15 protein-coding genes are annotated in these 13211 nt (G+C 43.6%); 9 read left to right on the forward strand and 6 right to left on the reverse strand.

Annotated features, from left to right (window positions below; all coding sequences use genetic code 11):
• Nucleotides 1–2: 2 nt before the first annotated feature.
• From MTF70_RS04200 to MTF70_RS04210, 3 genes are read left to right on the forward strand one after another with little or no spacing between them, the layout of a single operon-like run.
• Nucleotides 3–872 carry a helical backbone metal receptor gene (locus tag MTF70_RS04200; RefSeq protein WP_205461280.1) on the forward strand — a complete coding sequence of 290 codons (870 nt, stop codon included), beginning with the start codon at nucleotides 3–5 and terminating at the stop codon, nucleotides 870–872.
• A 9-nt stretch (nucleotides 873–881) separates the two neighbouring features.
• Complete coding sequence (locus MTF70_RS04205) at nucleotides 882–1919, forward strand: iron ABC transporter permease (RefSeq protein WP_053350537.1); 1038 nt, start codon at nucleotides 882–884, stop codon at nucleotides 1917–1919.
• Nucleotides 1919–2701, forward strand: a complete 783-nt coding sequence (locus tag MTF70_RS04210; protein ID WP_005385036.1) for a heme ABC transporter ATP-binding protein — start codon at nucleotides 1919–1921, stop codon at nucleotides 2699–2701. The genes MTF70_RS04205 and MTF70_RS04210 overlap by 1 nt, the downstream gene beginning before the upstream one ends.
• A 112-nt stretch (nucleotides 2702–2813) precedes the next feature.
• Here MTF70_RS04210 and MTF70_RS04215 read toward each other — a convergent pair whose 3' ends face one another.
• Nucleotides 2814–3275 carry a TetR/AcrR family transcriptional regulator gene (locus MTF70_RS04215; protein ID WP_005385033.1) on the reverse strand — a complete coding sequence of 154 codons (462 nt, stop codon included), beginning with the start codon at nucleotides 3273–3275 and terminating at the stop codon, nucleotides 2814–2816.
• Between the two features lie 607 nt (nucleotides 3276–3882).
• On the opposite strand from MTF70_RS04215, the gene MTF70_RS04220 reads away from it, so the two are divergent.
• A complete protein-coding gene (locus MTF70_RS04220; protein ID WP_005375307.1) occupies nucleotides 3883–4182 on the forward strand; it encodes a YfcZ/YiiS family protein in 300 nt (99 codons plus the stop codon).
• A gap of 88 nt (nucleotides 4183–4270) precedes the next feature.
• On the opposite strand, the gene MTF70_RS04225 is transcribed toward MTF70_RS04220, so the two are convergent.
• Nucleotides 4271–4543 (reverse strand): YnjH family protein, encoded by a 273-nt coding sequence (locus MTF70_RS04225; RefSeq protein WP_005375306.1) that lies wholly within the window; start codon nucleotides 4541–4543, stop codon nucleotides 4271–4273.
• Nucleotides 4544–4862: 319 nt separating this feature from the next.
• On the opposite strand from MTF70_RS04225, the gene MTF70_RS04230 reads away from it, so the two are divergent.
• Nucleotides 4863–5462: a hypothetical protein gene (locus MTF70_RS04230; protein WP_017821237.1), complete on the forward strand. Its 600-nt coding sequence runs from the start codon at nucleotides 4863–4865 to the stop codon at nucleotides 5460–5462.
• Between the two features lie 74 nt (nucleotides 5463–5536).
• On the opposite strand, the gene MTF70_RS04235 is transcribed toward MTF70_RS04230, so the two are convergent.
• Nucleotides 5537–6646 carry a 1-acyl-sn-glycerol-3-phosphate acyltransferase gene (locus MTF70_RS04235; protein WP_005385027.1) on the reverse strand — a complete coding sequence of 370 codons (1110 nt, stop codon included), beginning with the start codon at nucleotides 6644–6646 and terminating at the stop codon, nucleotides 5537–5539.
• 191 nt (nucleotides 6647–6837) lie between these two features.
• On the opposite strand from MTF70_RS04235, the gene MTF70_RS04240 reads away from it, so the two are divergent.
• Nucleotides 6838–7446 (forward strand): hypothetical protein, encoded by a 609-nt coding sequence (locus tag MTF70_RS04240; RefSeq protein ID WP_005375302.1) that lies wholly within the window; start codon nucleotides 6838–6840, stop codon nucleotides 7444–7446.
• A 127-nt stretch (nucleotides 7447–7573) separates the two neighbouring features.
• On the opposite strand, the gene MTF70_RS04245 is transcribed toward MTF70_RS04240, so the two are convergent.
• Nucleotides 7574–8056, reverse strand: a complete 483-nt coding sequence (locus MTF70_RS04245) for a hypothetical protein (protein ID WP_017635276.1) — start codon at nucleotides 8054–8056, stop codon at nucleotides 7574–7576.
• 14 nt (nucleotides 8057–8070) lie between these two features.
• Complete coding sequence (locus tag MTF70_RS04250; RefSeq protein WP_205461278.1) at nucleotides 8071–8604, reverse strand: nicotinate-nicotinamide nucleotide adenylyltransferase; 534 nt, start codon at nucleotides 8602–8604, stop codon at nucleotides 8071–8073.
• Nucleotides 8605–8782: 178 nt separating this feature from the next.
• Here MTF70_RS04250 and nadE point away from each other — a divergent pair, with 178 nt between their 5' ends.
• Nucleotides 8783–9613 carry an ammonia-dependent NAD(+) synthetase gene (gene nadE / locus MTF70_RS04255; RefSeq protein ID WP_005375299.1) on the forward strand — a complete coding sequence of 277 codons (831 nt, stop codon included), beginning with the start codon at nucleotides 8783–8785 and terminating at the stop codon, nucleotides 9611–9613.
• A gap of 100 nt (nucleotides 9614–9713) precedes the next feature.
• Here nadE and MTF70_RS04260 read toward each other — a convergent pair whose 3' ends face one another.
• Nucleotides 9714–11531, reverse strand: coding sequence for a hybrid-cluster NAD(P)-dependent oxidoreductase (locus MTF70_RS04260; protein ID WP_065275434.1), 1818 nt, complete (start codon nucleotides 11529–11531; stop codon nucleotides 9714–9716).
• 267 nt (nucleotides 11532–11798) lie between these two features.
• Here MTF70_RS04260 and MTF70_RS04265 point away from each other — a divergent pair, with 267 nt between their 5' ends.
• Both MTF70_RS04265 and pyrC read left to right on the forward strand, forming a co-directional pair.
• Nucleotides 11799–11963, forward strand: a complete 165-nt coding sequence (locus MTF70_RS04265) for a YqaE/Pmp3 family membrane protein (protein ID WP_005375297.1) — start codon at nucleotides 11799–11801, stop codon at nucleotides 11961–11963.
• Nucleotides 11964–12118: 155 nt separating this feature from the next.
• The gene (pyrC, locus tag MTF70_RS04270; protein ID WP_205461276.1) at nucleotides 12119–13147 is read left to right on the forward strand and encodes a dihydroorotase; all 1029 of its coding nucleotides are present in this window, start codon (nucleotides 12119–12121) and stop codon (nucleotides 13145–13147) included.
• Nucleotides 13148–13211 lie beyond the last annotated feature (64 nt).

Consider the following 13211-nt stretch of genomic DNA (forward strand, 5'->3'; position numbering starts at 1 on the left):
AAATGAAGAACACACGCATCACTATTCATGCTGTTGTCACGGCAGCTATTTCCCTACTTGCGAGTAGTCAACTTTTTGCCAATGCAACGCCATCCTCAGAGCGCGTTGTTAGCGCAGGCAGCGCCGTCACTGAACTCTTGCTTGAACTCGACGCTAAAGATAGCTTGGTTGCTATCGACGTCACCAGTCAATTACCAAAAGGGATGGAACTGCCTAAAGTGGGCTACCATCGTCGTCTTTCAGCGGAGGGGTTGCTCGCCTTACGTCCGACAAAAGTCATTGGTTCTGATGAGATGGGGCCGAAAACAACATTGAGCCAATTGAAATCGGCTGGCGTAGAGGTAGAAATTGTTAATACTGATGCAAATGTCGAGGGCCTTTATCAACGTATTGATCAAATTGCGAACCTTATGGATCGCAAGGCTCAAGCTGAAAGCTTAAAGCAAGATGTCCAGGCGCAAGTACAAGCACTCAATGCAAACCAGCCTAATCAAGCAAAGAAAAAGAAAGTGCTCTTTCTGCTGATCCATGAAGGGCGACCTGCAAATGTTGCGGGCTCACAAACGACACCCGATGCAATTATTCAACTCGCCGGCGGACAAAACCCAGCCGCTACACAACTCTCGTCTTACAAGCCTCTATCCACAGAAGCGATGGTAGAGATGCAGCCTGACGTGATTATTGTTAGTGGTCGCAGCTATGAAACGTTGGGTGGTGCCGATGCAATTTTAAAAGCAATGCCGCTTCTTGCTGCAACACCCGCTGGAAAGAACAAAGACATCATAACGATTGATGGCCATGCTCTGGTAGGTGGTTTGGGCCTTAAAAGCCTTGCAGAAGCTAAACGCTTGAATGCACTGCTTTACCCATAGAGACATGACATGTTGTTAAGACGCATCCCCCTTTCAACGACGTTATCAGTGCTTAGTGGATTTTTAGCATTTATTGCTATCGCCTCTATTACCGTTGGCCCAATGAACATTAGCTTTGCTGACAGTTTGCGTAGCCTAACGGGAGGCAGTTCTGATCTCGCTCCTCACATTCAGTTGGTCATTAACGAAATCCGATTGCCTCGCACCATTTTGTGTATGTTCATCGGCGCCATTTTGGCAATTTGTGGTGTGGTTATGCAGGGCTTGTTCCGTAACCCATTAGCCGAGCCTGGTATCATTGGTGTGTCTGCTGGCGCTGCTCTTGGTGGTGCATTCGCTATTGTTGTATTTGCTGAATTTAGCCAAAACTATCCGCAACTAATGAACTTAGCGGCTCTGCCTCTTTTTGCTTTCCTTGGCGGTGCACTAACGACTATTCTCGTTTATAAACTCGGCACAAGTAAGTTTGGTACCTCAGTTACAATTATGTTGTTAGCCGGCGTTGCCATCAGTGCGCTCTCGGGGGCTGCGATTGGCTACATGAACTTTATCGCAGATGATCAGATGCTGCGAGATTTGACGCTTTGGTCGATGGGCTCATTAGCTGGTGCAAATTGGTCAGGGATTGCTCTATCTGCTATAACACTCGTCATCCTATTGCTCTGGTTTCAGAAGAAGTCGATGGCGCTGAATGCTCTGTTGTTAGGGGAATCAGAAGCAAGACACTTAGGAGTTCCGGTTCAAAAACTCAAACGTCAGCTTATTTTACTTTCTGCACTGGGTGTTGGTATTACGGTGAGCATCAGTGGTGCAATTGGCTTTATTGGGCTCGTGATTCCTCACTTAGGGCGCATGCTCGCTGGGCCTGACCATCGAACGCTATTACCAATATCTGCCTTAATGGGAGCACTGCTTCTTACTGCCGCAGATATGTTTGCTCGTGTTGCCGTGGCACCAGCTGAATTACCAGTTGGAATCGTGACCGCATTGATTGGCGCGCCCTTTTTCATCTACTTATTGTTCCAGCAAAAAGGGAAGATTTTGTAATGAACCAGATCGTTTTATCGGGGAAAAACATTTCGATGACGTATGGCAACCGTGTGGTGCTCGATGACATCAACATTGATATCCGAGCTGGTGAAGTGACCGCCCTACTCGGCCCCAATGGCGCAGGTAAAAGTACTTTACTCAAGCTTCTATGCGGTGAGATCTCTTCGAATCATCACATCACCTACTTCGGTAAACAAAAGCATGATTGGGAGCCTGAAAAAAGCGCCAAACATATTGCAATGCTCCCGCAGCACAGCACCTTAACCTTCCCATTTCTAGCCAGAGAAGTAGTAGAGCTGGGGGCAATACCGCTATCACTGTCCAATAAAGAAACCACTAAACTGGCTTTACATTACATGGAACAAACCGACGTATTGCATTTAGCAGAAAGCCTGTACCCGTCTTTATCTGGTGGAGAAAAGCAACGACTGCATCTAGCACGAGTGATGACACAACTACATCAATCTGGCGAAAAACGAATCTTAATGCTTGATGAACCTACCTCAGCGTTGGATCTCGCCCATCAACACAACACGTTAAAAATTGCTCGTGAAACGGCAAAAGCACAGAACGCTGCGGTGGTTGTGGTGTTACATGACTTGAATCTAGCCTCTCAGTACGCAGACCGCCTTGTACTCTTGCATAACGGGAAACTAGTTTGTGATGACACGCCATGGAATGCACTAACGTCAGAGCGCATTGAGCAAGTTTATGGCTATCGATCTATTGTGACAAAACATCCGACGCTAGACTTCCCTCAAGTGCATGCCGCAGCATAAAGCGTATCTCCTCTAAGCCGTCTCTAAAACACTTTGATACGACAAAGGCCCGCAATATGAGAATTGCGGGCCTTTGCTTTGATAGTGGCAGAATTTGGGGCTTTAAAGGCTATTACTTGCTCATTTGGATCAATGATCGACCAATCAACCACTCAAGCTCTTTGTCACCACCCGCACCAAACTGGCTTTCAACCATTTTGTATAAGCGGTCAATACCATTAGCAGCAAATTCTTGCGCATTTTCAGCGGTGACAATGTGATGGAATAGCAGTCGTAAAATCGCGAGAAACTCAGCATCTTCCAGCGCTTTAATCCAACTTTGTGAAAATGCATTTAATCCTTTATCAAACTCTAAGTGTTCAATAAACATTTTAAAGATACGGCCATCCAGTGCGGCGGTGAAGTCCGTTTTCTTAGGGAAGTGATGGCTAATACCGGTACGCGATATACCTGTCTGCTGGCTTAGCGTCGTGTACGACATTTTGTCGTAACCTAATCTGAGTAGCTGATCAATAACGGCATCCATGATCTTTTGGATAGTGATTTCGGTATCTTCTTTACTACGCTTTGGCATATTTTAAGCTCTTCTCTTTGTAAATCCATCTAACTCACTATTAAATGAGGCCAGAATGAAATCATTCTTAGCATTATACCCGGCTCGCCGATGCGGTTCGATTAGCGAAAACCTAGAAATCAGGTTGCTAAGCACTGCACTTGAAAGCGCTTTGGGTATATGTATTGCGACTATTTAATATCATGTCGAGTTCCAAACCATAACGTCTTTACACTGCGTAATGTGTAATTTTCAGTTATGTTTTTGTCAATACATGCTACTCAAAATAAGGCGAAAAGTTAGTCTCATCAAAACCTTGCGCCAATTATTCATCGAAACTATTCAAAGACCAAGAATGATAATTATTAAAAATAATCAATCAAGAAATAGTCTTATAAATTAACCATTAGTTCAACTGGACTGAGCAAAATCTCGTCACTATGTTCGTTAATTGATTTTAAATGTTGATATATATCACATTAACGTTCTTGATGATTTAGTAATCCAATCTTTAACCCTTACTTAACAAGTGCCTACTCTGTTCCTTTTTTACGCAAAAGTCGTCATTTTTGTAGATACAGATCAAATACCTGATAGAATACCCTTAGTATTTACAAGAGGATTCGTTATGAGTGTCGAATTAGAAAAAAACCAAGTATGTGAGGCCTGCGGCTGTGCTGGCGAGATAGGCTTTATCATCAAAGAAGGTGACGAAGTTGCCGACGTAACGGTTTTCGCACAGACAAAAACAGAGCTAGAGTCTGAACTACAAAAATACATCGAGCTCGCTAAATCAGTATGTGCTGATGTTGAATACAATGTTTCAGAAATAACCGAAGAATCGAACCAAGCGACGGCTCGATTCAAATTTGAAGTAAGTGCTGAAAAACTTATCTTTGAATTAAAAACTCGCTCACTCGCGCGTTAATGAAAAAAGCGAGCATGATGCTCGCTTTTTATTTTTCCAATCTCTTAATCTTAAACCGCTCTAAATGAAACAGACAACTTCGGCGCGTTTATTTATCTTTTTTGAACACGACCCACTTTAACGAGCCATTGGTTTCAAAATCGTTCTCAGCGGTACACATCAGTAATACGCCTTCAACATTAATCACGGCCCCTGTGGTGTAGGCTTTATCATCGTAGTAACAGATACGCTGACCTACCTTACCGTCAGCAACTATTAGCGCTTTGTTTTCTGGTGTACTGTATGATTTAGCAAAAACGGAACCCGACAGCAGTACTGCAAAAACACCAGCGGTAAAAATAGATACACTTTTTAACTTCATGAAAATCTCCCTCAAACCTCAATAATACTAACAAGGACCCTTGTGAAGTTCTTGGAAGAATCTCATATTATTCAAATATCTACTGATATTTTTCTCACCTCTACACTTGGGTCTGCTTCACATTCAATCATTTAATTTATCTCATTTTAGTAAGCTTGAAGTTACTTAGCTCAGTAAAGAAGCGCACACTTTTAACGTGTATCTCTAATTTGAATATTTAAGTTATGAATCAAAAACTGTGAGCAAAAAATGCATAATAGGTTTATTTAAGTATAAGATAAGCACCTGTTGATCTCGGTATTTAACTAACTCTTTGACTATGCGTTTTGTTTCCCTATGCCTTACTTCAATCCTGCTCTGCTCGTCTCCTTTGGCATATGAGCTAGATTACTATTCTAAGTTTGGTCACATCGATAATTACGGCAATCTTGATCTTAGAAACAAGCCTTACACCCAACTACCCTCTGGCCTAGTGGTAAAGGGCAACTTAAACATCTCACAAACCCCTATCAAAACCTTGCCTAAAGGGCTTGATGTTGAAGGCAGTCTGGAAGCAACTAACAGCGCACTCAAAGTTATTCGCTCAGGAACAAAGATAAAAGGCTATGCAAACCTACTAGGTAGTAAGATCGAAAACTGGCCTAAAGGCATCAAACTAGGCGGTTACCTAAATCTGACAGATACACCGTTAAAAGCGCTTCCAGCTAAACTTCGAGTAAAAGGTGATCTAAGTGTTATTCGCACTCCCATTTCTGAACTTCCTGAAGGATTGGTGGTTGATGGTAATCTTTATATTGGAGGATCAGCGCTGAAAGTATTTCCAGACACAATGACGGTGAAAGGGAATATCTATTTAGGTGGTAACAGGATCACCAAATGGCCTAGCAATTTAACCCTTGGTGGCGCCGTCGCACCTTAAAGAGCAGATAAACAAAAGCCCCGGCAGACCGAGGCTTTAAGGCATTCTGAATCAACAGAGTTCAGTGACGAAAGTTACTCTTGGTTATTCACAGGATTGGCATAGCTCGCCACCAAATAAGGTCTTGCGCCTTCAGGTAGCTGATCCAACTTATCCGCGAGATGACGCTTAACCGCTTCCGTAATGATGCTCGAATCTTCATGCCCAGCAGCTAACAAGTTGATTGGGTACAACTTGTAGTTGTTGTGAATTTGGCGGTCGATTTCACCAGCAAGAGATTCCGGCGTTTCAAACTCTTGCTCAATCACATCACCAAACGCAACATGTACACGGCCTTTATAGCCAACGATACCTTGAATGATGCTTTCAATATCTTCAAATTCGCCTTTTTCATAGCGGCCATTTTCTGCTTTTTCGTACAGCTCTTTTGCTTTGGCAATGTCACATGGATCATTTTCATAGGCAATCGAGACAGGAACGATTTTCAGAGAACGCGTGTACTCACCAAAGCTGATCTTTTGTTTACGACCTTCAACATGGAACATTTTTAAAATCGCAGGATCAGTAAAGTCGTTTCCATCTTTAGCACGGCCTTCCTTTTGGGCAATCCAAATTGAATTGCCAGTATCAAGCGAATGTTTGATATAGCTTGACAGTTGCCCCAATGCTTTCATCATTTCTCTAGGCGCTTTAGCAGAGCGCTTAACGATGAAGCTCTTATTGAGTCGCATCAATTCTGTCGCACATGGCTTCTTCAGCAGGTTATCGCCAATCGCTATACGAACTGTACGGTGCCCACTTTGGTACAAGCCATAATTTACGAGCGCAGGGTCCATCGCAATATCACGGTGGTTAGAAACGAATAGGTATGACGTGTTTTTATCCAGCTTATCCAAACCAGAAAAAGTGACGCCATCCGTTGTCTTATTCAATGTATCTTTCAGATACTTCTTCACTTCAATCTGAATTGCTTCGACAGAATCAAGCTTGCTCCACTTGGCTTTCAGGTAGATGCGCAGGATCGGGCTCATTAGCGTTTTGAACCATGCTGCTTTATTAGCAAAGCGATGTTCTAGGATAGCAGTGATAAATTCATCATCTTGGATTAGACGATCCAGCGCTGCTGGAATTTCTTCGTCGTTGTAAGGACGAATTTCAATATAAGGATCGGTATTGGCTGTCATTGTTCATTACATATCAAAAAAAGCTGGCACATTTTACGCATAGTTTTGCTGACAAGCAGCATTTCAACCCATACTTTTAACATGGTCATACCAGTTAAGCCACCATTTATCATGCTAAAAAATTCTCTCAGCCGGTTGGAATCGTATGGGTTTAACGTTACCCTTAGCGCCAAAAAACACTGGTACTCATAATGAACTACGCAATTGAATTTCACGACGCTAAATACCCCTTTCTTGATGTAGCTGCGCGTAAAAAAGCACTGAAGCACAGTCTACTATCTGTCATCGAAGGGTTAGCCGTCATTAAATTGGGTAAGCAGGAGTATGCCATTGAACCAGGCCAATATTTTTGGATTCCTCAAGGATGTTTGAGCTCCCTCACCTTTTTACCTAATTCTCGTGTATATCGTTGTGATTTTTCTGTGCGTTTAAATGACGACTTCTCACAACAAGCGGGCTTTGTGAAGCCTTCACCGCTACTAAAAGCGCTCGTCGAGAAGCTAGCAACAACTGCCGAACGCTCGGATCTGCAAACCGATCTACTGACAGTAGTAAGACATGAAGTATTGACGCTGTCTCCTAAACTAGCGCACTCAACGTTAACGAGAACCATCAATCAATGGACTCCTGGCTGTGACATGAATATTTCTAAAGAGCTTTGCTTGGTACTAACACTACGTGAAGCAAGAAAAATGAAACTGTCGGGGAAGAAGGAAGAGCAAATTGTTGACTCTCTTTTTGCTGGTAACACCGAAGAATATGAACAGCTTTGCTTTTTAGTCTTTGGAGAAGCGCTATAACTTGCTCTTTAACAAGCTACGTTTTCAGCATTACGTAGAGTTACGGATACAGAAAGTAGAGATTCAAGTAAAAGCAAAAAGGGCGTACATTGATAATGTACGCCCTTTTTTCATTTGCTTGAGATGTCTAGAAAGGTACTTCTATCTGCATCATCCAGTCAGCGTCATAATATTCGTGCCAACGATAATCAAACCGCATTCTTGGCTGTCCGTCGGATTTATCCCCAAAACCAACGCTGAACATCAACCCGTGACTACGAAGCCACTCTTCTGTATCCATTTTACTCTCTTCGTCTCGAAGTTCTTCCGGCATCCAAAAACCAAGACCAAAGTAATTCTTTTCTAAGTTTTGAGTTAGAAGTGGGGTGTCTTCCGGCTTAATCGCCCACTCCTCCCAATAGTTTTCTGTTGGTCCTTCAAGCTTCGCTTCCGCTGCATACCAAATCAATGCTTCAGTACTTAACACGCCGATGGAATCTAAAATTTCTTCACAGATTGGAAGCGTGTTATCTTCAAACACCACGGAACGATCAGAAAAATAGTTACACGCGGAATGAGCTTGTGTCACCACAAGCAGCGCACATGCACTAAATAAAACGACTCTGACCATGAAAATCTGACCTCTCAGTTCCCAGACAATGTTTCTCTGTATAAGCCTTTACTAAGTAATAAATCACGTACGGAAGGTGTTGTATAGGCGCCGATCTCTTCACCCTCGGCCAATGCTTTGCGAATATCTGTGCTTCTGACTTTTACTTTTTCAGGACATGCCATAACAGTCCAACGTTCCGTAATCTCTTCAGCTCTACTAAATTTAGCAAATTTGAAGAAATTATCAGGACCAATGACAAAAGTTATATCGGCAGTTGGGTAGATTTCTTGAATTTTTTCTAACAACGCACAGGTCGTCACACTTTGTCCAGGTTGGTATAAAGCTTGCTCTGCATCAGAACGCTGAACATTAGAAAGCCCCATATCCTTGATGAACGCGTCAACCATTTCGCACCGAGTTGGGTAATCAAGCATGTTCTTGCCCCAAGCGTGTGCAATGCTTGGCTCAAGTAACACAAGATCAAAGTGGCTCAAAGACTCAATAACACTTTTATGCCCTAAACTAGGTGGGTTAAATGCACTACCAAAAATGGCGATTTTTTTCATATCCGGTGATTACCTGGTTGAAGAGAGTTTTCTAATCTGATGATTTCGGTATGATACTACTAATCTTTACAGCTTTTGACCCTAAAGTCGCGTTTAATGAGCCTCAACTGTATGGTTTATCACCATTTGAGCAAATGTGCTTTAGAGTCTGAAATATTTGCAGGAAAAGGAACCCTAAATGGAACAATCCATCCGTGACGAAATGCGCGTACTCCCTTCAATTGATCCGCATTTTGAAATTGAACGCCGTGTCGCTTTTATTAAGCGTAAATTGCAAGAAGCGGGCTGTAAGTCTCTTGTTCTTGGCATCAGCGGTGGCGTTGACTCAACGACATGTGGTCGTTTAGCTCAGTTGGCTGTAGACCAGCTGAACGAAGAAGCGGGCAACAATAGCTACCAATTTATCGCAGTTCGCCTGCCTTATGGGGAGCAAAAAGATGAAGATGAGGCTCAGCTCGCTCTGTCTTTTATCCAGCCAACCCATTCTGTATCGGTGAACATCAAAGCAGGTGTTGACGGGCTTCATTCGGCTTCTCACGTTGCATTAGAAGGCACAGATCTTCTACCAACTGATGCAGCAAAAGTCGACTTCGTAAAAGGCAATGTAAAAGCGCGTGCTCGCATGGTTGCTCAATACGAGATCGCGGGCTACGTAGGCGGCCTTGTTCTTGGTACTGATCACTCAGCAGAAAACATCACTGGTTTCTACACTAAATTTGGTGATGGCGCTTGTGACATGGCACCTTTGTTCGGATTAAGTAAACGCCAAGTTCGTGAAGTGGCTGCTACATTGGGTGCACCTGAGCAACTAGTGAAGAAAGTGCCAACAGCAGACTTAGAAGAGCTTGCTCCACAAAAAGCAGATGAAGATGCCCTAAGCTTAACTTACGAGCAAATCGACGATTTCTTAGAGGGCAAACCCGTTCCACAGCAAGTGAGTGACCGTCTGGTAGCGATTTACAAAGCAACGCAGCACAAACGCCAGCCAATCCCGACGATTTACGACTAAGCGATATTTTCAGCTCTCTTTAAAACTCAAAACGCTGCTAAAAATAGCAGCGTTTTTTTGTCTAGGAACAGTTTTTGTCGAAGGACAAAATTGCTCTCGCCTAGTTGGTTACTGTTACGTCCGTCTCTGGCACAGCACAACACGCCAATACGGTTCCCATTGCACGTTCCTCATCTGTCAACGCAGGCACGTCCGGATGATGTACTTGACCCGACGTAAGCTGAACCTTACACGCGCCGCATAAGCCAGCACGACAGCTATTGCTAACAACCTTCCCTGCGTCTTCAAGCTGATCTAACAACGTTTTCTGATTATTCCCTACAACTTTCGTCCCATTGAAATCGATCGCTATGCTCTTCTCTGGTCTTGAAGTGACTGAAGATACGCCAAACGCTTCTTGATGGTAGTTTTCTTCTGGCAGCCCTTTTCTTAGCAGGAGATTTTTCGCTTTCTCCATAAAACCATCAGGACCACACACAAACACTTGGCGCTGTTCAACATCTTTGATTTGCTTAATGTGTGACAAACTTAAACGCCCTTTCAAACCAAACCAATCAACAGCAGGTTGCGTTAAACAGACTTTTACTTCTAGCGCTGGGTGCTCACGCTTTAACTGCTCCAACTCTGAGCGACAAGGAATATCATTCTCGGTGCGACATTGATGGTAGAAAACCACGTTATCCAACTGATTGTGATCCGCTAAGTAACGCACCATTGATAACATTGGTGTTACTCCACTACCCGCAGAGAGTAACAACAGAGGCTGCGCTTCATGCGTTTTAAGGTGGAACTGACCGTCAGGTTGTTCTGCCTCTAAAACATCACCGACTTGTAAGTTGTCTAAGAGTGAGTTAGAGACTCTTCCACCCGCGATACGCTTTACAGAAATAGCATAACGACCCGGGCGAGAAGGACTGGATGACAAGGTATAGCGTCGACCCACTTTCTTACCATCAATATTCACCTCTATTGGCAGGTGTTGTCCTGGCAAGTAATTAGGCAACGAACCTTTGTTTGGCTCTAACCATAAGGTCACAAAGTCTTGGGCAATTTCTTCACGCTCAACACATGTAAGCTTCATGCGCACTGGCGAGTTATCTGCGTAAAACTCCGGCTCTTTGTACTCCAATACTTCAACTTTATCGCCTTGACGAATAATGCCTTCATTTCGCGCGACAAGATTCTGGCCAAAGAACACACCACCGACATCGTTTGCACGGAACTGTTGCAAAGTTTTGAGCGGCTCTTTGCTCTCACGGAATGTGCCTCTTTGGGTATTCACCGTAGTCAGGATACAGCGCTCGCAAGGTTTGAGAGACTCAAACTCTACCTCACCGATTCGTATGCGCTTCCATGAATCTTCTTCAAATGGCTTAGTATCAGAGACAACTAAGTTAGTACGAAACTGATCCATTGAGTGTAGCTCTGAACTTCTTCGGTTCAGCTCATCAAGTGAAGCTTGGCTGATCACTAAAACCGGATAACCATCAGCAAAACTGACGTTTTGACCTAGCTTTTCACGGACACGATTCGATTGCTCACCACTAAACAACAACTCAACGCGCTGCCCCAACACACGACTAAACCAGTCATCTGCATCATCTGTCGTGGTATAGGCAGTAAACGTATCTTTCCAAACCGTTGCAGGTGTCTCCTGCATTTTGAAATCTTGGTAACGGATTTTAAGTGGCTCCATACCCAAACTACTAAACACCACTCCATCGGACAATAAGGCAGACTTAATGGTTACCATTTGCGGATACTTTCGCGCAGTGATCATCGAGCCATCAGCTTTCGCAATCATAAAGCGACGATCGAAGCTCAATCCTTGCTTCTCAACCCATACGGACGACAGCGATAATCCGCCAACTGACTTAACCGGAAAAACATTAATTTGGGATAAAACGGGTTGCGACATGGCCTTCTTCCTACGGGTGTTTTTTATTTGTTGCGGTATTGTATACTCAAATCACATTAAGTTGCAGAGTCTACTGCCTCTTCATCCATCGCAACTTTCTCGAAACCATATTCTTATAAATTTGGTTTTAGTGACAAGTATTTACTACACTCAACATTCGCGTTTTTTAACACCGTTCTGACCAAATACCGTTTGATAAAGTGTGATACGACACACATAATTCACCCAAGTTATCACTACTCCCATTTATCGATTTGGAGCTTAATTATGGATACAAGAAAACTGGTTCTGATTTTGTTATGTATCTTTCTTCCGCCTGTCGCGGTGTTTATGGAGAAAGGTCTAAATAAAGACTTTTTGATTAATCTAATATTGACGTGTTTCTTCTTTCTACCAGGTACGATCCACGCGCTTTGGTTAACAATGAAGTAACCACTTACACTCTCACTCTTTATAAAATTGAAAAATGGGATGAAATATGAGGGCAATTCCTCTATCATCCTGTCGCCTAAGCGCAAGCGTTTGCTCAAAAGCAAATACGGCGCTTAGGCTCCAATCAGACAACTTTTCAATGGTGGGAGCAATTAATGACAACACTGACTATCACTCGTCCTGACGACTGGCACGTTCACTTACGCGATGGGGAAGTTCTTAAAGACACCGTTCGCGACATCAGCCGCTACAATGGCCGTGCGCTGATTATGCCAAATACCGTCCCACCTGTTACTACAACTGAGCTCGCCCTAGCCTACCGTGACCGAATTCTCAAAGAGCAACATGGCGAACAGTTTGAGCCTTTAATGGCGCTTTACCTTACAGATAACACGACACCAGACGAAATACGTAAGGCTAAAGCAACCGAACACATTGTTGCTGCCAAGCTCTATCCTGCAGGCGCTACCACAAACTCAGATTCCGGTGTGACCAATGCGAAGAACATTTACCACGTTCTCGAAACGATGGAAGAAGTAGGAATGTTACTTTTGGTTCATGGGGAAGTAACACATCACGATGTTGATATCTTCGACCGAGAGAAAGAATTCCTTGATACTGTCCTCGCTCCTATCGTCAATGACTTCCCTAATCTTAAAATCGTTCTAGAACATATCACCACCGCCGACGCAGCAAACTTCGTTAACAACGCCTCAGACAACGTAGCGGCTACCATCACTGCCCACCATCTTCTTTTCAACCGTAACCACATGCTTGTGGGTGGTATTAAACCTCATTTCTACTGTTTGCCAATTCTTAAGCGCGGAACCCACCAGCAAGCGCTGATCGAAGCAGCAACTAGTGGTAGCAAGAAGTTTTTCCTAGGTACAGACTCAGCGCCACATGCGAAAGGGGCAAAAGAATCGGCTTGCGGTTGTGCTGGTTCTTACACTGCACACGCAGCGATAGAGCTTTATGCAGAAGTCTTCGAAAAAGAAGGCAAGTTGGAAAACTTGGAAGCTTTCGCAAGCTTCAACGGTCCTGATTTTTACGGCATTGCACGTAACACAGATACAGTAACGTTAGAAAAATCCGCTTGGGATGTGCCAGAAACGATGCCATTTGGCAATGATATCGTTGTGCCTATTCGAGCAAATGAACAGATCGAGTGGAAAGTGAAGTAAGTACTTTACTGACGTTTCACCCATAAAACAGGGTCATGCTTTTTGTAAAAAGAAGTCATGACCC

Origin of the sequence: Vibrio sp. 2CM40D (genome assembly GCF_023161825.1) — a bacterium.
In the GTDB taxonomy this organism is placed as follows: Bacteria; Pseudomonadota; Gammaproteobacteria; order Enterobacterales; family Vibrionaceae; genus Vibrio; species Vibrio alginolyticus.